We start from the raw sequence: 20,792 nt of genomic DNA, 5'->3' as shown, positions 1-20,792 counted from the left end.
GTCTATTTAGTCGGGCTTGTCATCCTTGAACATTCGCCAGCCACCAACCATTGTTGAGATCAACGATTGACGCGACATAATGTCTTCGCGAACAGCCACATATACATGGGTCATTACAAATACAATAATCAACCACATGCCTAAATGATGCCAAGTGTGAACATCTTGGCTTTGACCAAAGAGCGGAATCACCCAACCAAATACGGTATCGGCCCAACTGCCAGCGCCCGTCCCTTCTCCATACAATGCAAATCCGGTGATGATCATAAAGATCATTCCCAGCACAAACATGAAGAACATGGCAGCCTGACCCAACGGGTTATGGCCGATGTATTTTTTCGGCGTTTTCTCTAAGAAAAAATACCAACGCAATTCATGGATCACACCCGCCCACCAAGATGCGCGGAAAATCGGAACCAAGAACAGCTCGCGAGAGTGATGATTACCCACAATAGCCCAGTAAATTCGGCCTAAAAACGCAATACCCACAATGTAACCTGCGGCGAAATGCGCAAAGCGAATGTAGCCCATCAAATAATTATCGATGGCCTCACCCGGCTGCGTTGGTAATGGCGCACCAATAAAATAACCGGTGACGCTCAACACAATAATGCAAAGCACCGTTACCCAGTGCCAAAGTCGCAACGGCGCCTCATAGACATAAACCGCCGTTTGACGTCGAACCTTCTCAGGACCATGTTCAGTAGATGCAGACACATCACTGGCAGGAACGTGATCAGCGCTCGTTTCGATAGTTTGATCTGACATGATTTTCTCCATCCGAGCAAACAGAGGCGGCAAGCACCACCTCTATTTGGGTAATCAACGGATTTTCACTCGTGACATTTCTTGACCATCTTCTGACATCACGTGAGTTGAGCACGCAAGACATGGGTCAAAGCTGTGGAGTGTACGCAAGATTTCGACAGGCTCTTCTGGGCGCTCCATTGGCGTGTTCAACAACGACGCTTCAAACGCTCCGATATTACCGTCGCTATCGCGTGGAGAACCGTTCCAAGTGGTAGGCACAACTGCTTGGTAGTTTTCAATCTTACCGTCTTTGATCTTAATCCAATGACCCAAAGCACCACGTGGCGCTTCGTTGGTACCCACACCTTTGGCCTCTTTCGGCCAAGTGCTTGGGTCCCATTTCTCTACGTTAGCGGTAGAGCTGTCACCGTTTTTGATGTTGTTAATCAAGGCATTCCAGTCATCCACCATCGAATCAACACAAAGCTCACAATCCAGCGCACGAGCCAAGGTTCGACCAATGGTAGAAGTTAAGAACGGTTTAACGCCTAAATCTAAGCCAGTTGCTTGATTAAATGCCGACAAAGAGCGATCAACCTGCTCAATGACATACTCACGACCAGAGTTGTACGCAATGATATAGCGAGCCAATGGGCCTACTTCCATCGCATGACCTTTCCAGCGCGGTGCTTTAATCCAGCTGTATTTATGCGCTTCGTCGAGCTCTTTGATGTTGGTCTTGGTACCCTTAGTTTTAGGGCCTAACTCAAATTTAGGACTGGTATCGCCATCCCAAGGATGAAGACCTTTTTTGCCTTCTGCGTATTCGTACCAAGAGTGATCAACAAACTCTTGAACCTCGTTAGGATCACGAACATCAACCGGAAGAATTTCGTTCCAGTTACCATTGATAATGGCCCCAGCAGGAAGAAGATCGGTCGATTTATCACCCGGAATTACCGTGTGAGTACCGTAAGATAATACGTTTGACGCCGACAAACCGCCGCCGTACAACCAATCTTTATAGATACCACCAATGGCGAGTACGTCTGGAATGTAGACATTTTTGGTAAACTCTTGCGCTTCGCGGATACGCGCCAACACAAAGTTTAGGCTGGTCATGTTAACCGGAGCACCTGCAGCACCCACGTCGTCCAAGTTAATGGCGCAGGCAACACCGCCCACCAAGTAATTTGGATGCGGGTTTTTACCACCAAAGATTGTGTGAATCTTCACCACTTCTTTTTGCAAATCCAACGCTTCTAGGTAATGCGCTACCGCCATCAAATCCGCTTCTGGCGGCAATTTGTACGCTGGGTTATCCCAGTAACCGTTGGCAAAAATACCCAACTGACCGCTTTCTACAAACTTTTTCAAGCGGTTTTGCACATCGCGAAAGTAACCCGGGCTAGACTTTGGATGCGCAGGCGATACCGCCTGTTGCAGCTCAGAGGTTGCCTTTGGATCGGCCTTCAATGCATTAACTGGGTTTACCCAATCAAGCGCGTGCAAATGATAGAAATGCACGATGTGATCGTGAATATTGAGCGTTTTGTCCATCAAATGACGGATCAAATGCGCGTTGTAAGGAATTTCGATACCCAACGCGTCTTCTACGGCGCGCACAGAGGTCAACGCGTGACAGCCTGTACAAACACCACAAATACGCTCTACGAAGGCCCAAGCATCGCGAGGATCGCGACCCTTTAAAATAACTTCCAAACCGCGCCACATGGTTCCGGTAGAAACCGCATTGCGGATAATGTTGTTTGAGTCTACGTTAACTTCGCAGCGCATATGTCCTTCAATGCGCGTCACCGGATCAACTACGATACGACGGCCGCTGTTATCTAAACCACTTGCATTTAGCGGGACGGTCATTACGAGTGCTCCTCTTGTTTCGCTTCTGTCTTGTCATCAGAAGTTGTCATACGCTTAATCGCACTTACCGCAGCATGAGCCGCAATTGCAGCGCCCACACCACCGGCAACTGCCGTACCGATTTCATCGGCGTTTTTCTCGATACCAAATTGTGGAATATTGGTTAGGCGATCGTAGAACGAGCCTTTATCCCAGAAGCCGTCTTCCGAACAACCGATACAACCGTGACCGGCTTGAATTGGGAAAGAAACGCCTTCGTTCCAACGAACGGTTGAACAGGCGTTGTATGAAGTTGGACCTTTACAACCCACTTTGTACAAGCAGTAACCTTTGCGAGCACCCTCGTCATCCCATTGCTCAACAAATTGACCAGCGTCAAAGTGCGGGCGGCGATAACATTTATCGTGAATGCGCTGTCCGTAGAACATCTTTGGTCGACCTTGGCGGTCTAATTCAGGCACTTTTCCAAAGGTAAGCATGTAGGTAATAACACCGGTCATAACCTCGGCAATTGGCGGACAACCAGGCACCTTAATAATTGGCTTATCTTTAATAACCTTGTGAATTGGCACCGCTTGAGTTGGGTTTGGACGTGCCGCTTGCACACAACCCCAGCTCGCACAAGAACCCCAAGCAATAATCGCTTTAGCGTCTTTGGCAGCGTGCTTTAATTGATCCAAGAACGGCTTACCGCCAATGATACAGAACATACCATCTTCGTTTAGCGGGGGATTCCCCTCTACCGCAAGAATGTACTCACCCTTGTACTTCTGAATAGTCTCTTCAAGAATAGCTTCGGCTTGATGTCCGGCTGACGCCATAAGGGTATCGTCGTAATCCAAAGAGATCATCGACAAAACAACATCTTTAACCAGTGGATGCGCTGAGCGGATAAATGATTCTGAGCAGCAGGTACACTCCAACCCGTGTAACCAAAGAACTGGCGTACGCGGTTTCGTCTCCATGGCGTTGGCAATTTGCGGAACAAAAGTTGGGCCTAAACCCAAAGCTGCGGCGGTTAGGCTGCAATACTTGAGGAAGCTACGGCGGGTAATCCCCTGTCGCCGCATCACCTCATAAAAGGTTTCTATTTGTGACATGCTTGGTCAATCCTCTGGCTGTCTGTCCGCACCAGCGCGAGATTCCTACTCTGGGCGGTAGTTATGGGTCCTCATCAGGCATAAGCCGTTCAGCAAAAACCAAACCAGATTAAAAATTCCAAAGACATCAATAGCTTAGAACGATTTTTTTGATTAAAACCAACACCAATTAGCCACTAATCTCAAAAAGCGAAAACTTGATTACCATCAACCGGTGAGCATGTCTTCACACCAATGGGTTTATTGAACGGTCAAATTGGAAAGACAACTTCCACCCTGTCGCCTCGATTCACATTTCTGTAAAGAAAGCTTCCTAAATATTCAACCACGTATACAAATATCGAAAAATGATCATATTTCAATCAAAAAAGATTAACCGAATAAACCCGCATTATTTATCGACATAATGGTAGAGATTTACTCAAAGAAGAAACCCAGTCTTAATGGACTGATTTTCAATCAGAAAGATTAAGCCAAGAACACACCTAACGACAAAAACAACGGCCAAAACAAAGCGCACAAAATGACCGACAAACATAAGTAAGGCTCTGGGTTTAAAAAGATTAGCTATTGAAAGCCATTGAGAATCGAACCTATTACTCGCGCAACAATCGCCCGAACAAAAGTTACCCAAATAACAGTCTGTTATCTGCAACGAGCAATAGGTTGAGTTTGAAATAACGGCTAGTGCACCGTACACACCATGCAGGGATCAAAACTGCGAACGATATGCTGCACAGAAACCGGATCGGTTTCGCCCTCTATCACCGGTGCGCCTTCCAGTGCTTTTTCGAGGGCGCCGGGTTGATCACGAACGTCTCGTGGTGAGAAATTCCAGGTTGTGGGTGCGATAATTTGGTAGCGCTGAATGCGACGGTTTTTAATCTCAATCCAGTGTCCCAGAGAACCTCTGGCGGCCTCCATTAAGCCAACGCCGGTACCGTTTTTGGTGATTTCGTCGTTGTGGCAATAGGGCTCAGAATCGAGATCAGTTACCCAACGCTGCATGTGAGGAATGGTTCGCGCCAGCTCCAACATGCGAGCAATCACCCGAGTTGCCACATTAGCACCCGATTGTGTTACCAACGCTTGAATCAATGGAACCCGTGAAATCACACCACGAGCAATGGCGCCGGTTTCAAAAACCTGCCCATTTAAACGCGGCGCCTTACACCAACTGTAGGCACCCGGTTTTTCGCTGGATTGTAAAGACACATCGGTAGAACCTTGCGAGGGATGCAATGCTTGCTCGGCGATACCGTCCATCCAAGAATGGCTAATGTCTTCGGCAATGGCATCAAGCGGTAACTCCTGTAATCCGCCCTCGATCGTCCACATACCTTGCTTAACAAGAAGCTCACCAGCCTCAGAAAAATTACCAAAGCTTAAAAAACGATTGTCGTTTTGGCCGAGTGAATAAAAATCTAAATCTTCGGCAAGATGCAAAAAGGCACGAAAGTCACCGTCGTTAAAAGGCTGCTCTTTAGCCCAAGTGGTTAAATCTGATACCGAAGCCAAGGAATTAACCACATCCAAATTATCGCCAAACACGGTGGTTTCTAAAAATCGCCGAAAATCCGCCAAAATGGCCAACAAGCGTAACCGTTCTGGGCGCGTTACGGGTTTACTTGTACCGCCGGGTTGAATCGATAAAGTGTGTGGCCAGTGGCCTGCCATAACACCCATAACGTGCAAAAACTTAGCTCGTGCCGGTAATATTTCTTTGGCGGCCGTACCTTCAACCGCCTTAAAACGATCGCGCATGGGCTTAAACCAAGATTTATCGGCGTAACTATCTCGCGCAAAATCCGGCATAAAAAACAGATAAAAATGAGTTAACAAATCGGTTAAAGATTCGTTGGCCAGCAATAAATTTTGCGAACGCTCACCGTTTGGCGTCATGCTCAGCCCGCTGGCATTGGCAATCGCCCTAGCGCAAGCAATCGATTGACTTACCGAACAAATGCCGCAAATACGCGGTGTGTAGACCAAGGCATCTAAGGTGGGTTTACCCACTAAAATCTGCTCAAAACCACGATACAACGTGGAGTTAACGCGGGCAGAGACTACTTTGTGTGCTTCAATTTCAAGGGCAATGTCCAAGTCGCCTTCGACTCGGTTAAAAGGCCCAACTAACAAACGACTCATGACTTGTTCTTCTTGTGCAACGTCGGCGGATAAATTAACTGCTCCGAGCGCGCATTATGCTTTAAACGCTCCGGCGTTGCTGCTTTCGATAACGACGCCAAAGCCACAAACCAAGCTTTGGGCATATCCGTGGGCAGGCCCACGGGTATTCCGGCGATTTTTGGCGTTTCGGTAAACGAGTGACGCGGCTCTTCAAACTCAGGCGCCGTACAATTAATACAGGCATAACCGCCACGCGTACAACTGCCCTGCCCGTTCCACAGTCGCGTATTGCAATCGGCATGAGCTTGGGTACCCAAGCAACCCATGTGTTCCATCATACAACCCTGCTCACCGGGCAGTTCGGCGCTGGCTTTGTATTCGTAGTATTCGTTACGAGTGCAACCATGATGTACCAGCTGATCGGTGTACAAACGCGGCCGAGCAAAATCGTCAAAATCTTCTTTGATCGGTTTATCAATCACCAAAGAGAGCAACGTCTCCGTCACCCAACCGGGATGAACAGGACAACCGGAAACATTAATAACCGGCAGCTTTTCTTGCGAAACATAATCGCTGCCGAGCAAACCACCGCGCAACTCACCTTCAAATTGCAAACCGGTGGCATCGGTAATGTTATCTCCAGCGGTAGAAACACCACCGAAGGCTGCACAGGTACCAATCGCCAAGGTGTATTTGGCTTTTGCTGCGAGCTTCTCTGCCCATTCAATCATGGCGATACCGGTGCCGCCCAACATGTGGTAACGACCAGTACCGTGAGGGCCGCGCAATAAAGCGCCTTCAATGCAAAAAATATCGAGCGTAACCTCATCATTTAAAATTTGATTCAATAGAGCTTTGACTTCTGTTCCCGTCTGCTCGCTTAACGACGGATGCCACAAAACATTGATTCCTGCGTTTTCTAAGGTAGAAACCAGATCAGGACTTTCGGCATTTAACAACGACATAGTACAGCCACCGCAGCCTCCAGATTGAAGCCACAATAAATTTGCCATTAACGCCTCTTCTTAATTGAAAATTTATTGAAAATATACAGTGTGTTAACACCGTTGCGCGATTATCAAACCGTTTTAGCTTCGCCTCGATTTAATCGTCATTTTTTGGCGATACAGGCAACATGAGCCTCGCTAAAGCTCCGCCTTTTTCTAAATTAACCACCGATAACTCACCACCGTGTTCAGAAACAATGCCGTAACTGATCGACAAACCCAAACCCGTACCCTTGCCCGGCGGTTTGGTGGTAAAAAACGGATCGAATAATCTCGGAAGGTCATCCACAGCAATGCCCGGGCCGTTATCTTGAACTTCCAACCAAAGCATAGCATTCGCACCCACTCCATCTTGACCTGCACGAATAATAAGCTTGGGAAGTGGTAACTCTTTTATCGCATCGACCGCATTTTGGATAAGATTTACCACCACCTGATGAATTTGCCCGGAATGACCACGGCCGCCCAGCTTCTCGGGTAAATCCTTCTCAACGATGACCTCGGGGTTTTCTTTTAAAATCCAGTGCAAGGCAGATTGCGCAACATGAACCAAATCGAAGGGCAGTTTTTCGCTGCGTTGGGTTGAAGAAAACTGCCGCAAATCATTCACGATTTCGCGCACCCGATCAGCACCTTCAAGGGTACCTTCTACTAACGAATCCAAATCCGAAATCGCGCGATCTAACCGCAGTTGGGCACGCAAGTTTTTAAGCTCATCGCGCGAAGCACCGGCCTGTACAGCATCAAAATATTCAACCAAACGCGTGGTATAGCGTTTAAGCGCGTGCATATTGCCGTACACAAAACTGATGGGGTTATTCAGCTCGTGCGCAACACCGGCCACTAAACGGCCCAACGACGCCATTTTTTCGGATTGCACCAACCGCTCTTGCGCCAGCTTAAGCTCGGCATGGGTTCGATTGAGTTCTTTAAATGCTTTTTGCAAATCACCCAATGGACGGCCCGCAACCACAATACCAATCAACCGGCCTCTGGGATTAAAACGCGGCGAGCAATTAAGCGCTAAAGGTACTTCACCACGTGCCCCGTTAATGACAATCTCAAGATCGCGAACTGGCGTATGCCTTACTTTACGCAAGCATTCTTTCATTACCGAAAAGTGTTCACCGGGGCACAATTCCGGCAACCACGTGCCCATTAACCCCTTAGAATCACGGCCACAAAATTCTTCAAAGGCGCGATTAACCTGCTGAATTTTTCCTTCGTGATCACACACTACCAGCACATCACTCATGGCCGATAAAACGCTATCAAAAAAATTCTGTGCCTCGGCAAGCTTAGTGTTTTGCTCTTCTACCTGAACTTGGTAATCCACCAAATCCGCGTAGGCTTCATCCATTTTGCGGATAACACTCAGCCACGCCTCTTCATCGGCAAGCATTTGTCCACCCAGCAAATTAACGGACTCGTTATCCATCATGAATGAATTCTCAGTCAATTCAAAATTGTCGAAGGTTTAAACTAATTGAAAACACTCGGCGTAATCAAGCTTTAAACCTGCAATCAGCAAGTAATGAGCACAACCCAGCCAGCAAAAATAACAGGTGAAAACTTAGTTATCAGTTTGACTCACCTCAAACGGCAAATTTTCGAAACTGCATTTCACCTAAAAAGAAAAAAATATAACGCACATCCCGTGCCTTGGCGGGTAAAAATAAAGCCCTTAAAAACCTCTGTGTGTAACCCTTTGCGTGGCACTTTAATTGCTGAATCAACATCACTAATACACATGGACTTCTTACTTAAGCTCACTCAAATTAATAACAGGAACCTTTCAGTGATGTCTCGTAAAACCCTACTCTCTCTGGCCGCAGGCGTACTCTTCACTCCTTTTGCATTTGCTCATCCCGACCATGCACACACGCTAACCGGTGGCTTTGCGCACGTATTTACCGGATTCGATCACATGCTTTCTATGTTGGTTTTAGGCGTTTGGGCTGCGTGTTTAACAAAACCCCTGCAACGCACGATTAGCCTTTTGGTTCCAGCCATTTTATTAGTTGGATTTATCGTTGGCACAGCGTTTGAATATTCAGTGGTATCACTGGCCGATATGGGGATTATGGCCTCATTAATATTGGCCGGTGTTTTAATTGCGAGTCGCTTAAGATTCCAAGGTAAAAATCTAATTCAGATGAGTCTGGCAATTATATTTGCCGTTAGCTTTTTGTTATTCCACGGTATTGCCCACACCGAAGTAACAACAGGATTTTCGGCCAACTTTGTCATCGGACTTATCTCTGCGAGCGTAGTGCTGCAACAATTAGGTTTAAGCGTTGGAAAATTTTTATTTGTGCGCCTACCTGCAGCCCACAAATACCTTGGGACAATCGTCTCTTTGGCAGGTCTTGGTATCGTTGGAGCTAGTATAATTACAGGTTGATATTCTTTGTGGGCAAGCCTTCTGGCCCGAAGGCTTGCCCTTTTTTTTTGTGTTTTTCCCGCCTTAAACTGCTTTTATTTATTTTCAAAAAACCTCAAATAAACATCACAAAACCCGCCGATAAAACTAACTCTAGTTTGACAATCTATTTGTTAACATCAGAATTGAAAACTGTTGGAACCAGCAATTAACTCTTCCGCAATAAAATCGAAGAGTGAAATTGAAAATACACCATCCAACTGAGTCACGATCTCAATGACTTTCAATAACCTTCAATGCTTAAGGCTGAAGACAAATTCGTGTGACGCAGGAACTTTAAGCTAATCACAGCCATCTGTTATAGAATCGCTGCGTCTATATCGGTACAAACGCAATTAAACCTAACTCATTGGCTAAAAACGTGACTGTTCAAGAAAATGGATTTGCAATTGTAAAGGGCTTAATAACGCCGGAGCAAACCCAAACAATTATTGAAGAAATTGACCGCGCCAAAATAAAAGACAAACACGGTATTAGAAATGCCGACAAAAAATTCAACGCCATAAAACAACTCATCGAAAGCAAAGCTGTGCAAGAGTTAGTCGCGAGCATTTTAGGCACAAGAACCTCAAGTACAAGCGCGCAACTAGTAAGAGCGATATTTTTTGATAAAACGCCGAATAAAAATTGGTTAGTAACCTGGCATCAAGACAAAACCGTAGCACTTAACACCAAAGCCGATATTACCAACTGGGGGCCATGGTCGTTTAAAGATGGCGTTCACCACGTGCAGCCTGACATCTCTGTGCTTAACCAGATGATCACCTTGCGAATTCATTTGGACGATTCCGACAACAATAATGGCTGTTTAAAAGTGATTCCTAAAAGCCATATGCATGGCATATTAACACAAGAGCAAATCGCCCAAATAACCGCTTCACACACTGCGCATTATTGTGAAGTAAACACGGGCGATACACTGCTTATGCGGCCGCTCCTGTTGCATTCTTCAAGTAAATCAACCACGCCCAAACACCGCCGAGTTATTCACCTAGAATTTAGCAATTACAACCTACCCCATAATTTACATTGGGCTTGATCACCAAATTAAATACAAAAACTCAGCAAATACTTAGGCTAAAAAACAACATAAAAAATGAAAACAATCATTAAACCCATTTTAAGATTAACGTTTTTATTGCTGGTGGTTACGCCAATATTGGCTTGGTTTATTGTCAAACCCGTGAGAATAATCGCACCCGAACTTGTCGGCCTAACCTGCTACGACAACCAAATTTGCATAGATATAGAAAGCGAAGACTTTAACCTAGAACTCGCCCAACAATTACGTGCAGACGCACAACAGTTTTTATCAGAAAAAGTAAGCAGCTTTACAAAAACACCTAAAATTATTTATTGCTCAACGTGGCAATGCGCCAAAAAATTCGGACTTGGCGACCGCTCTGCCATCACACTCGGTACCTTTGGCAGCGCCATAAGCCCAAGAGCTTGGCAAGACTACTACATACGCCATGAGCTTATTCACCAACTACAAGCCCAGAACATGGGAATAATTAAATGCTTGTTATCACCCACATGGCTAATAGAAGGCATGGCCTACGAACTTAGCGAAGACCCAAGACAGCCCCTAAAACAACCGTGGGAAAATCATCGGTTAAAATTTAGAGAGTGGTTAAGCAGTAAAAACCTAAAAAACCTCTGGACGGAAATTTAAATAAGTAAGTAACTATCTCTCCGTTGATATAATCTCTAAAAGCTTATTTAATAATCCAAGAGTCAGCGAGAACGCTGACTCATAAAATCATTAATTAGGTTTAGGGAATTGGCATTAAATCTAAAAGCTCACTACTGTTACTTTATTTTAACTACATCAACCTAAGAATCCTTATAACTTCCTACAAACCTTTTAACTTTCACTTTTAATTATCGGCCAATATTCAACCGTTACACCGTTGTAGCAATCATCATCACCGGTCGCTTTGTATAAATTTATTGGATTCGAATTTAACACATCTGAAATTTTATAATAGGCAACGTAACCGCACATTCCGGTTGCAGCAGACAGGTTGATAACTTCTAGCACCTCACCATCTGGGTCTTTGTATACTGCACCCCAAACTAATTTATTCGGGGTAAAACGCCACTCATCTGTGTATTCAGGCACTTCAAAAACAAGTTCTTTAACTGTTTGTTGGTCAGAATTAACTAAATAAACGAATTGAGCATCTTGATAGGCACCTAACTCACAAGTTAGCAACAGTAAAAAGCTATCTTGATCAATAGGTATTGTATTTTTTAAACGCTGCTCGTCTTCTTGATCAAGGTTACGGCATTGAGAAGATAGCCCAAGATTACCTCTCCAATCAGCAGAACTAAAATTTATCCAATTTTTTTGTAATGGTTGAAAAGTAGAATTTGTATTCGGAGCGATAGGTTCATATTTTATCTTCTCAGCTGAACATGAAGATATAAAAATCATAATTAGTGATAGAGACAGACTGTATAACTTAATCATTATCTGAACGCCTACATTTATTATCAGAGTTTAAATAACTTACAACATAAAGACGAATATTAACCATTGGATGAATTTATTTCTAAGACAACGTCCTCTTCACTGTCTCCATACGTTGTCAATAAGCCTACATGTTCTGATCAAGGTGGCAACCGTTTACAACAAATGTATAAAAATTTTGGCGTTCAAACCTCCTTTAATGGAGATTATGGAAAAAAGTCACTGACTTTGAGTTATAACAGAATGAGTAAACTAGAGGAATATAAAAGAAAGGGTGTTTTGCGATAGACGAGCGCTCTAGCAGAACGCTCGGCACGTTGTAATTACGACAAGCTTAGAAACGCGATCAACCACCAGGAAGTTCGTACAATAAATAAAGGGTTACCCAGTTTCCGTATTCATCTTTATCTTCAATTGAAGCGGGACACTCTGGGTAACCGTTAGGATCTGTTAATCTAAGTTGTTTTATTTCGCGGGTTTGACGGCCATTAATAACGCTATAACCACAAACAGTAGTATATTCTTCCTCACTGCGTATATTGGCAGACCGGACTAAAATTAATGCAAGCTGTGATATTCCAACTTCCATTAATTACTCTTTAAAATTATTAACTAAACTACAAAATATCTATTACCTCAAGATAAAATCAATACTCTTGAAATAATTCATAAACGTTATTAATAAAATATAGGAAACTCTGATTAACCCAGAGTTTCTCGCGACACAAGGATGTGTCGCCAATTTCATGAACGATAAGTGATTGAAATTGTAAAGAAATTGGAAATCACATTTTCAACTTCTGCCCTCTGATTAAATCATGGATGAGTTAATCAGAGGTTCCTATAACATTAGCAATTTTGAACCTTATGTAAGCAATAAGATTCTCAGTTAACTAATAAAAACATTAATTATAAATTTTTGGGATTTGATACAGAAAGCAGATTCAATCACCCAACCGATAACATCTTTCAGGTCTGCCAATGGTGCCGTAGGTGTGGTCTACGCAGAGTTCTTGGGTTTCTAGTAGGTATTCTAGGTATCGGCGTGCGGTTGATCGACTGACGCCGACGAGGTCGCCAACTTTTTGGGCGGTATAGCTTTGGGTGGCGTCGGCTTCGAATACGGCGCGAATTTTTTGTAGGGTGAGCGGATCAACGCCTTTGGGGAGTCGTGCGGAGGTTTTTGCGGTACCGCTGGTGTTTTTTGCTTTTAAAAAGGTATCTACTACCGATTGGGTTAATTCAGAAACGCCGGATAATTGTTGTTGCCGGGCTTCAAAGTCTGCCAACGCTTGTTCGAGGCGCGGTATTAAAATGGGTTTGACTAAAAAGTCACAAATCCCCAATTGCATGGCGCGTTCTAATACGTGTACTTCGCGAGCTGCGGTTAATAGCATAATTTCGCTTCTGATACTTTGTGTGCGCAGTTCTGCCAATAAGTCTAAGCCATTGCCGTTGGGAAAATACACATCCAATAAAATTAAATCGGGTTGTACATTCGCAAGTAGCGCCCTACCCGTTTGCATGTCGTGAGCCATTCCCATAATGCTGTAGCGACCACTGGATATTAAATAATGCGCTAAAAATTGCGCTACTTCGGGTTGGTCTTCAATAATTATGCAAGAGTAGTTCATGATAGTTCCGGTAATGCCTGTGACGCTTTGGGAATATACAAGGTAAATCGTGCGCCGCCTAAATCTGAGTCGGCGATTTCTAGATTTCCGTTACAGGCATTTAAATAGGTTTTGACTAAATACATACCAACGCCGTGCTGGGCGCCACTTTTTGAGCTAAAGGTAGGTACAAATATTTTTTCGATTTGATCGTTTTTAATTCCGTCACCGCTGTCTTCTACCTCAAACACTAGATTCGAGCCAACTTCTTCTAAACTTAGTCTTACAGTACCTTCTGGATTTTCAGATCGTTGTACCGCTTCTATGGCGTTATCAATTAAATTACCCAACATGGATACCAAGCGTTCAAGTTTGTGTTTGTCGTCAATATTACTCAGTTCGCTTTCTGGGTTGATGTCTAAATTAATATTTAATTCGCGAGCTTTTAAATATTTACCAAACACTAAGGCCGCCAATACTGGTGGCTCAATATTTTGCAATAACGCGTGAATTTTATCTTGAAAACCACGGCTTTCGTTGCCAATTAATTCCAACGCCTTGTCGTACTTTTCCATTTGAATCAGTGCGCCTAGGGTATTGAGCTTATTCGAATAGTCGTGAGTTTGTACGCGTAGCAATTCGGCAAAGGCTTGTACTTTGGCTAATTGCTGACTTAGATGCTCAATTTCATCCGCGGGTCGCATACTAATTAAAATGCCATCGGTTTGGCCTTGTACCTGCAAAGGCAAGCGCGAAAGTACAATCCATTGATTGTTGGCGAACAATTCAAAACCAATAATTAATCGACTGGTATCGGTCAATAAAAATTCAGCATGTTGCGGCAATAAATCTTTTAAATGTGTAAATTCTAGATTAGGTGAGCCGCATAATATCTCTCGTCCACGCTGGTTTATTTTACGTACCGTGCCGTCAATGTCTAAGGCTAGTATGCCAGTGCGAACCGTGTTTAACATGGCTTCTTGTTCGGCGTATAAGCGGCCTATTTCGTCGGGTTGCAAACCAAATAATTTGCGCCGCACACGCATGGCGATCCATTGCGCGGCAAAAACCGCCAACAATAAAATAAAGAAACCGGTAGCAAAAATGAGTATTTTTTCGCGACCGGCAGCGAGCTCGACGGATTCTTGTAATACACCAACGGAGACTAAGCCAATAACCTCGTTGTTGGCACTGTAGATAGGCACCTTGCCGCGAATCGAAGGCCCTAAAGAACCAACAGCTTTAGAAATATAAGATTCACCCTGCAAGGCACGCAAACTATCGCCACCTTGCATTTGCAAACCGATACGAGTTCGGTCGGGATGATAAATTCGAATGCGGTTGGTATCGCCAATAACAATAAAGCTTAAATCGGCATCGGTTTGTAGTTTATCCAAACGTTCAATTAATTGTGGTGAGAACTCGCCAACTTCCATGGCAGAAACGACGCTAGGCTCAGAAGCAACCGCTTGAGCAATGGCTAATGCTTGGCGACCAGTACGCTGTTCTATTACAGTCGAAACCAAATGCTGGCTGGTGTAGGCGAACATAATCAACTGAAATAAACAAATGGTTGAAATACAAATCAACAACCAAATTTCTAAGCGTTTGAATAATTTCATAATAGGAATATAAATTCTAAAAAAAGGGGCTAAAAATAACCCCACAATAGGCATGTACCATAGGCCTAGACAATTGTTGGAGACAAAAAATAAATGAAAACGATCATTAAAATTGAATTATTAAAAACTTAGAAACTTTTGATGAGTTTTTACTGATTTATTATTGTTTTATTGTTAAGAACTTCTAATGAATCTATAAATAATTTAATCACAAGTTCTTTTGACCAGACTTTTGGCTAACAGACTTTTAAATAACCACCGTTAAAACAGCAATTAATTAACCAAAGTCAGCGAGAGTAACCATAATTATTAGACGATTATACAACAGATGCAGCTGATAATTCTGTGAATTCCATTTCTATAAAAATAAAATACTTGAGGAACCTCTGGGTTAATCAGAGTTCCCTTAATTATTTGTTAGAGTCAGTTGATTTTCAAATTCGGTTGAAATTGATTATTCAACTGACTTTTACCTTTAAGTAATTTTAGTATGCGTTATTTTAATACAGCTACGTGTGCTTCCATTTCTACGCTGATTTTTTTACGCATGTCCATTAATGAAATTGCCGAATCGCGTAAGAAAATATCGTCTTCCGTTTGTGGAATCCACTCGGGTACCGGTGTTGGATCGCCATTTTTATCAACGGCTACCATAATCACAATACAATGCGTGGTTAGGCTTTTCTTGTCGGTAGTTGGATCACCCGCGCTTACCGCTAATGCAATGTGCATAGAGGTTCTACCGGTGTAAATCACTTTTGCGTCTACCTCCACAAGGCTGCCCACCATAATAGGACGCACAAAGCGAATACCACCAGCGTATACGGTAATGCAATAACGACCGCTCCAACCAGCAGCACAAGCATAGGCCGCAAGGTCGATCCATTTCATCACTGCACCACCGTGCACTTTTCCGCCAAAATTCACATCCGTCGGTTCGGCCAAAAAACGTAGGGTGACTTGTCTTTCTTTTCCTGCCATAGCTACTTCTCCAATTGAACACGCAGTCATGAAAACTTATACGACAAATCCTACAATCGTTGTACCAAAATTGAATAGCCAAACGAATATTTTCAGAATTTTGTTAAAAACCTGTCTAAACATACTACTTAAAAGCACTCTAGCTTTCGGTAATTTGTACTTTTTCCGCTTCTTTTGTCATTTTGCGACGTAGAATTGGCCCAAGAATATAAGGCGTAATTAAACCAACCACGGCCAGTGTCCAAATTCCAACCGCAAGACTGCTCGACCAAAGCACACTCCAATCACCGTTAGACAGTGTTAGCGCATGGCGAAGGCTTTTTTCCATTTCGGGTCCCAGAAGCATTCCTAGAATAATGGGTACTAATGGGATCTCTAGCTTGCGCAAAATGTAACCTAAAACACCAAATCCAATCATAAAGAATAGATCTACAGCGCTGTTACTGATTGCGTAAATCCCTACCGATGCAATAAGAGTCACAATCGGCATTAAATATTTTGGTGGTACGCTCAACAACTTAACAAACACACCCACCATTGGAATGTTCATTAATAATAAAATTAAGTTACCAACGAATAATGCAGCGATAACACCCCACACCAGATCGGCATTTTGGGTAAACAACATTGGGCCGGGTTGTATGTTCAATGAAACTAACATGGCTAACAAAACCGCAGTGGTACCACTACCCGGAACACCCAAGGTCAACATTGGCACCAAGGCACCGTTGGCGGCTGCGTTATTACCCGCTTCTGGTGCAGCAATGCCGCGGGGGTCGCCTTCACCAAAATGACCTTTGTCACCAATAATTCGCTTTTCTAGAGTGTAGCTGATAAAGCTGCCCAAAGACGCACCAGCACCCGGCAATACACCAGCAATAAATCCCAGTACCGAACCACGAATACTGGTGGGCAATATGCCAATAATATCGGCAGCGGTTAATTTAAGCTTATTAAGAACAACTCGTTTTAAACCTTCACTGGAGTGTTTCTCGATAAACACCAGCAGTTCGCTAATGGCGAATAAACCAACAATGGCGATAATAAAATCGATTCCTTCGTACAATTCTAAAATATCGTAAGTATAACGTTGGTTACCGGTGCTTAAATCGATACCGACGGTTGCGATCATTAAACCAATGCACGCTGCAATAACGGTTTTGAATTGGTTTTTACCGGTAATACCGCCCAAGGTTGCAAAGGCAAGAGTAAATAATGCGAAATATTCTGCTGGCCCAAATTTAAGTGCAAAGCGTGCTAACCACGGTGCTAAAATTACCAAACCTATGGTGGCCAAAAAACTGCCTATAAAAGAAGCAATGGCTGAAATTGCTAGAGATTCTGCTGCCTTACCTTTAAGCGCTAAAGGATGCCCATCTAAGCAGGTCATCATGGCCGGTTCGTCACCGGGAATATTCAACAAAATGCTGGAGATGCGACCACCGTACATTGCACCCGCATAAACAGACGTTAATAAAATTAACGAAGCCTCTGCCGAAAGCCCCATACCAAAGGCCAAGGGAATTAATATCGCTACACCGTTAGCAGGGCCAAGGCCCGGTAGTGCACCTACCAACGTACCCAGCAATGCACCAAGTGCGGCAAACATGAGGTTTTCAAACGTTAAGGCAACGGCAAAACCTTGAAGTAAAAAATCGAGTGTTTCCATAATCAGCCAAACTCCAAAATTCCCGCAGGCAGATGTAAGTCCAGCACAAAGTTAAACAGTAAAAAAACCGATAACGCGCAACAAACACCGGTTGTTAAAGCAGGCACAGGTTTAGAACCCATTCGCCAGCACAAAAAACTCACCACAAATATTGTTGCTGGAATAAAACCAACCGGTTCAAGCAACGCGGTAAATATTGCTAAGGCAATAATTACGAACAGCAATTGCAATAACATCGCAACACCCGGCCAGTCGCTATCGGCATCGGGTTTTATTAATAAATAAATACTGCTAATGCCGAGAATAATCGATAACATAATTGGAAAGGTTTCCGGGCCAACGGTTTCGGCACCGCCAAAAGGCTCGGGAAAATGTACGGCTTCCCAGCCGTACACAAATGCAATAATCAGTAAGGCAACTCCAAGAATACGATCGCCCTTCATCGAATTAATCCTACTTCGGTTGAAAGCGCGCGAATTTCTTGTACTTGTTCATCAACAAAAGTTTTAAATTCTTCGCCGGTTTTATGAAACGGCATTAATCCGCTTTTGCGCATAACTTCTCGCCATTGTTCACTGGCGTATACCTGATCAAGACTGTCTACCCACCATTGATAAGCCTCATCAGAAATATCTTTAGGTACATAAAAACCACGCCAATTAGGTGCAACCGCAGCAATATTTTGTTCTTTTGCCGTTGGTAGATTATCTAAGGGCGCTGGCAGACGTTCGTCCGATAACACGGCTAACACTTTTAAATCACCGGATTCCAAAAAGCCGATTACTTCGGAAACATCACCGGTAAACGCTGAGATATGACCGCCAACCACTTGCGTTAACGCCTCAGCACCGCCGGCAAATGCCAAATAAGAAATGTGTTTTAAATCGGTAACGCCGCCAGATTTTGCTGCCATCAAGACTTTTAAATGATCCCAACCGCCAGCAGCACTACCGCCCGCAAATTTTACAGAATTTGCATCTGCCTTCATGGCAGCAATTAAATCTTCAAGCGTATTAAACGGCGAATTTTTACCCACCGCAATGACACCAAAATCGGCACCAACGGCACCGGCCCAACGCACACGTTCTGGGTCCATACCGGCAAATTGACGTTGCGCTAAACGTGTAACCGTTGCCGTACTGGATGCCACCATTAAGGCATCGTCTTTTTTACGCTTACCAACCACATGGGCAAAAGCAACACCGCCCCCAGCACCTGGCATATTGTTAGTTTGTACGGCACCGTCAATTAATTTTAAATCGGTAATTACTTTGCCAATGGTGCGACAGGTAAAATCCCAACCACCACCGGGCGCCGCCGGTGCAATACAATCCACCGAACGACTTTGCTCAAAAGCAAAAACTGATTGCGAACACAAACCGGAAATAACCGCCGCAAGTAATGTGCGTTTAAGAGTGAATTTCTTCATCATTTATTATCCTTATATTTCTTATTAGCCAGCATTAATGGCTAATAACTGCGATAAACCTATGCAGTTCAAAAACTGCAATCAGCGGGACGATGCCTGATTTAATTAAAGGATGTAAAAACGATTAACAGGCACCCAGGACTCTTTAAAAGAAAGCATTGGAAATTGTATTTTCAATTTCTGTTTTCTGACTAACTCAAATTTGAGTTAATCAGAAGTCGCCAAGGTTTAAAATTCGTAATGAATGCGAGCGGTAATTGCATCGCCTTCGTCTTCGTTACCGACTAACGCCAAAGCCCCGGGCCCAGAGACTTCGCTGTGAACGTAGTTCAGCATGAATCGGACATCAGAATTAAGATAATAAGAAGCACCTAGACTAAAGGTATCTAGCTCGGTACCTTGGGTATCGCTGCTGGCATCAAACGAGGTAAAACGAGCGGCAACTTCCCAAGCTTTGCTTACACCCTTGGGTGAACCCCATTTAGCACTGCCTTTTGAAAACCTACGGGATTCGCCCGTTAAAAAATAGCTGGCTTGAACGTAATAACCTTCGTAGGTTTCACCATCTAAGGGTGAACTAGAATCTAAGGTTTCGATTTCACGCTCGCCGTATTCGGCTTGAATTAATAATGCGTCACGTTGCCAACCAAATTCAACGCCGTATTGATTAATTTGATCTACAGCGACCGTTTCACCACCGGCGGAGTAATTTAATAAACGCACTTCGGTTTCACGAACTTCACCACGGGCAAAGGACGAACCTAAGATATCGCCATCCATTTGTCGAAGAGAGTGCCAGCCACCCAAATGCAAAACGCGGCCGTCGCCGTATACATTCGACCACGTCAAACGTGAGCTAATTGCTAAGCTTAAATCGCTGGTTTCATCTTTACCGTCTGAGCCGAAGGCGTCGTTTTTATAAACACCTACCGCGTAACGCAGGCCAGAATCAAAATTTTGATAGGCAGAAACGCCGTAACGGAAATACGGAGACAGGGTATTTGCGTAGGCGGAACGTTCGATTAATGCGAGGTCTTTACTACTGGTTAATGCGTCTAAAGAAATGTCTTCACGGATTCGACCAAATTTAATTTTTGGCCCATTTTCAAATCCGTTGTAGCGAAAACGCATCAATAGAATTTCGGCGTCACCCTCAGAAAAATCCATGATCAAGGTGAAATCTAAATCGTCGCGCTCGCCTTCGGCAGACAAACGCACACGACGAGGAAAAATATCCGAACCGTATTCACCGTCGTTAATAGCATTGTAAGCGCCATCAAAACGGTTGTAATCGAGCTGTAATCGACCACCAATGGTGAGCAGTTCTTGTTCTTTTTTCTTAGTTTCTTTTTGTGCAGACAACTCTTTTTCGAGCTGCTCGATTCTTGCCTCTAAATTTGAAAGATCAACTTGCGCAAAAGAAGTCATAGAAGCGGAAGATGCTAGCAACATCCCCAAACAGGTATGAAATGTTTTCATCGGATAACTCTCGGTTTTATGTTTATTCTTATCGTGAGAGCAAGAGTACAAATGATCGAAATTGAATACTATTTTGTGGCTCTAATGTGCATTTAAGCCCTTTTGGTAATTTTGTCTATACTGTTCATGAACAATATGAGCAAAACTCCAAGTCTGGCGCTAAAACCTTGGGATCAATAGCAACAAAAAAAGTTTCTCAATTATCAAACCAA

The 20,792-nt window shown here is 43.8% G+C and carries 18 protein-coding genes; 3 read left to right on the top strand and 15 right to left on the bottom strand.

All coding sequences use genetic code 11. The annotated features are described in order from the left end of the window. Positions 1-6: 6 nt before the first annotated feature. The 6 genes from cybH to ACYQ28_RS02510 all read right to left on the bottom strand — a co-directional run bounded on the left by cybH (position 7) and on the right by ACYQ28_RS02510 (position 8,309). Positions 7-768, bottom strand: coding sequence for a Ni/Fe-hydrogenase, b-type cytochrome subunit (gene cybH, locus ACYQ28_RS02535; RefSeq protein ID WP_460047842.1), 762 nt, complete (start codon positions 766-768; stop codon positions 7-9). Between the two features lie 54 nt (positions 769-822). After that, a complete protein-coding gene (locus ACYQ28_RS02530; RefSeq protein ID WP_460047841.1) occupies positions 823-2,631 on the bottom strand; it encodes a nickel-dependent hydrogenase large subunit in 1,809 nt (602 codons plus the stop codon). Continuing rightward, positions 2,631-3,731, bottom strand: a complete 1,101-nt coding sequence (locus tag ACYQ28_RS02525) for a hydrogenase small subunit (RefSeq protein WP_460047840.1) — start codon at positions 3,729-3,731, stop codon at positions 2,631-2,633. The genes ACYQ28_RS02530 and ACYQ28_RS02525 overlap by 1 nt, the downstream gene beginning before the upstream one ends. A gap of 684 nt (positions 3,732-4,415) precedes the next feature. Further along, positions 4,416-5,879, bottom strand: coding sequence for a nickel-dependent hydrogenase large subunit (locus tag ACYQ28_RS02520; protein WP_460047839.1), 1,464 nt, complete (start codon positions 5,877-5,879; stop codon positions 4,416-4,418). After that, positions 5,876-6,874 carry an NADH-quinone oxidoreductase subunit B family protein gene (locus ACYQ28_RS02515; protein WP_460047838.1) on the bottom strand — a complete coding sequence of 333 codons (999 nt, stop codon included), beginning with the start codon at positions 6,872-6,874 and terminating at the stop codon, positions 5,876-5,878. Before ACYQ28_RS02515 ends, ACYQ28_RS02520 begins: the two co-directional genes overlap by 4 nt. A gap of 91 nt (positions 6,875-6,965) precedes the next feature. Further along, the gene (locus ACYQ28_RS02510; protein WP_460047836.1) at positions 6,966-8,309 is read right to left on the bottom strand and encodes an ATP-binding protein; all 1,344 of its coding nucleotides are present in this window, start codon (positions 8,307-8,309) and stop codon (positions 6,966-6,968) included. A 360-nt stretch (positions 8,310-8,669) separates the two neighbouring features. On the opposite strand from ACYQ28_RS02510, the gene ACYQ28_RS02505 reads away from it, so the two are divergent. The 3 genes from ACYQ28_RS02505 (at position 8,670) to ACYQ28_RS02495 (ending at position 10,986) form a co-directional block, all read left to right on the top strand. After that, positions 8,670-9,272, top strand: a complete 603-nt coding sequence (locus ACYQ28_RS02505; RefSeq protein ID WP_460047834.1) for a HupE/UreJ family protein — start codon at positions 8,670-8,672, stop codon at positions 9,270-9,272. 400 nt (positions 9,273-9,672) lie between these two features. Next, positions 9,673-10,350, top strand: coding sequence for a phytanoyl-CoA dioxygenase family protein (locus ACYQ28_RS02500; RefSeq protein WP_460047832.1), 678 nt, complete (start codon positions 9,673-9,675; stop codon positions 10,348-10,350). Between the two features lie 57 nt (positions 10,351-10,407). After that, positions 10,408-10,986 carry a hypothetical protein gene (locus tag ACYQ28_RS02495; protein WP_460047831.1) on the top strand — a complete coding sequence of 193 codons (579 nt, stop codon included), beginning with the start codon at positions 10,408-10,410 and terminating at the stop codon, positions 10,984-10,986. 192 nt (positions 10,987-11,178) lie between these two features. Here ACYQ28_RS02495 and ACYQ28_RS02490 read toward each other — a convergent pair whose 3' ends face one another. The 9 genes from ACYQ28_RS02490 to ACYQ28_RS02450 form a co-directional block, all read right to left on the bottom strand. Continuing rightward, complete coding sequence (locus ACYQ28_RS02490; RefSeq protein ID WP_460047830.1) at positions 11,179-11,787, bottom strand: hypothetical protein; 609 nt, start codon at positions 11,785-11,787, stop codon at positions 11,179-11,181. 346 nt (positions 11,788-12,133) lie between these two features. Further along, positions 12,134-12,376 carry a hypothetical protein gene (locus ACYQ28_RS02485; RefSeq protein WP_460047829.1) on the bottom strand — a complete coding sequence of 81 codons (243 nt, stop codon included), beginning with the start codon at positions 12,374-12,376 and terminating at the stop codon, positions 12,134-12,136. 355 nt (positions 12,377-12,731) lie between these two features. Continuing rightward, positions 12,732-13,421, bottom strand: a complete 690-nt coding sequence (locus tag ACYQ28_RS02480; RefSeq protein WP_460047827.1) for a response regulator — start codon at positions 13,419-13,421, stop codon at positions 12,732-12,734. Next, entirely contained in the window at positions 13,418-15,022 is a 1,605-nt protein-coding gene (locus ACYQ28_RS02475) for a sensor histidine kinase (RefSeq protein WP_460047825.1), read from the bottom strand. The genes ACYQ28_RS02480 and ACYQ28_RS02475 overlap by 4 nt, the downstream gene beginning before the upstream one ends. 495 nt (positions 15,023-15,517) lie before the next feature. Then, on the bottom strand, positions 15,518-16,003 hold the full coding sequence (locus ACYQ28_RS02470; RefSeq protein WP_460047824.1) for an acyl-CoA thioesterase: 486 nt from the start codon (positions 16,001-16,003) through the stop codon (positions 15,518-15,520). A 139-nt stretch (positions 16,004-16,142) separates the two neighbouring features. Then, positions 16,143-17,672, bottom strand: coding sequence for a tripartite tricarboxylate transporter permease (locus ACYQ28_RS02465; protein WP_460047822.1), 1,530 nt, complete (start codon positions 17,670-17,672; stop codon positions 16,143-16,145). 2 nt (positions 17,673-17,674) lie between these two features. Then, positions 17,675-18,115, bottom strand: coding sequence for a tripartite tricarboxylate transporter TctB family protein (locus ACYQ28_RS02460; RefSeq protein ID WP_460047821.1), 441 nt, complete (start codon positions 18,113-18,115; stop codon positions 17,675-17,677). After that, positions 18,112-19,104 carry a Bug family tripartite tricarboxylate transporter substrate binding protein gene (locus ACYQ28_RS02455; RefSeq protein WP_460047820.1) on the bottom strand — a complete coding sequence of 331 codons (993 nt, stop codon included), beginning with the start codon at positions 19,102-19,104 and terminating at the stop codon, positions 18,112-18,114. The genes ACYQ28_RS02460 and ACYQ28_RS02455 overlap by 4 nt, the downstream gene beginning before the upstream one ends. A 225-nt stretch (positions 19,105-19,329) precedes the next feature. Then, positions 19,330-20,580, bottom strand: coding sequence for an OprO/OprP family phosphate-selective porin (locus tag ACYQ28_RS02450; RefSeq protein WP_460047819.1), 1,251 nt, complete (start codon positions 20,578-20,580; stop codon positions 19,330-19,332). Positions 20,581-20,792 lie beyond the last annotated feature (212 nt).

Source organism: Sessilibacter sp. MAH1, assembly GCF_054658315.1.
This window is presented reverse-complemented; position numbering and strand designations above follow the sequence as displayed.

What these genes read in the sequence shown, in the direction of transcription:
- cybH (WP_460047842.1), bottom strand. Translation starts at nt 768, where the DNA reads ATGTCAGATCAAACTATCGAAACGAGCGCTGATCACGTTCCTGCCAGT.
- ACYQ28_RS02530 (WP_460047841.1), bottom strand. Translation starts at nt 2,631, where the DNA reads ATGACCGTCCCGCTAAATGCAAGTGGTTTAGATAACAGCGGCCGTCGT.
- ACYQ28_RS02525 (WP_460047840.1), bottom strand. Translation starts at nt 3,731, where the DNA reads ATGTCACAAATAGAAACCTTTTATGAGGTGATGCGGCGACAGGGGATT.
- ACYQ28_RS02520 (WP_460047839.1), bottom strand. Translation starts at nt 5,879, where the DNA reads ATGAGTCGTTTGTTAGTTGGGCCTTTTAACCGAGTCGAAGGCGACTTG.
- ACYQ28_RS02515 (WP_460047838.1), bottom strand. Translation starts at nt 6,874, where the DNA reads ATGGCAAATTTATTGTGGCTTCAATCTGGAGGCTGCGGTGGCTGTACT.
- ACYQ28_RS02510 (WP_460047836.1), bottom strand. Translation starts at nt 8,309, where the DNA reads ATGATGGATAACGAGTCCGTTAATTTGCTGGGTGGACAAATGCTTGCC.
- ACYQ28_RS02505 (WP_460047834.1), top strand. Translation starts at nt 8,670, where the DNA reads ATGTCTCGTAAAACCCTACTCTCTCTGGCCGCAGGCGTACTCTTCACT.
- ACYQ28_RS02495 (WP_460047831.1), top strand. Translation starts at nt 10,408, where the DNA reads ATGAAAACAATCATTAAACCCATTTTAAGATTAACGTTTTTATTGCTG.
- ACYQ28_RS02490 (WP_460047830.1), bottom strand. Translation starts at nt 11,787, where the DNA reads ATGATTAAGTTATACAGTCTGTCTCTATCACTAATTATGATTTTTATA.
- ACYQ28_RS02485 (WP_460047829.1), bottom strand. Translation starts at nt 12,376, where the DNA reads ATGGAAGTTGGAATATCACAGCTTGCATTAATTTTAGTCCGGTCTGCC.
- ACYQ28_RS02480 (WP_460047827.1), bottom strand. Translation starts at nt 13,421, where the DNA reads ATGAACTACTCTTGCATAATTATTGAAGACCAACCCGAAGTAGCGCAA.
- ACYQ28_RS02475 (WP_460047825.1), bottom strand. Translation starts at nt 15,022, where the DNA reads ATGAAATTATTCAAACGCTTAGAAATTTGGTTGTTGATTTGTATTTCA.
- ACYQ28_RS02470 (WP_460047824.1), bottom strand. Translation starts at nt 16,003, where the DNA reads ATGGCAGGAAAAGAAAGACAAGTCACCCTACGTTTTTTGGCCGAACCG.
- ACYQ28_RS02465 (WP_460047822.1), bottom strand. Translation starts at nt 17,672, where the DNA reads ATGGAAACACTCGATTTTTTACTTCAAGGTTTTGCCGTTGCCTTAACG.
- ACYQ28_RS02460 (WP_460047821.1), bottom strand. Translation starts at nt 18,115, where the DNA reads ATGAAGGGCGATCGTATTCTTGGAGTTGCCTTACTGATTATTGCATTT.
- ACYQ28_RS02455 (WP_460047820.1), bottom strand. Translation starts at nt 19,104, where the DNA reads ATGATGAAGAAATTCACTCTTAAACGCACATTACTTGCGGCGGTTATT.
- ACYQ28_RS02450 (WP_460047819.1), bottom strand. Translation starts at nt 20,580, where the DNA reads ATGAAAACATTTCATACCTGTTTGGGGATGTTGCTAGCATCTTCCGCT.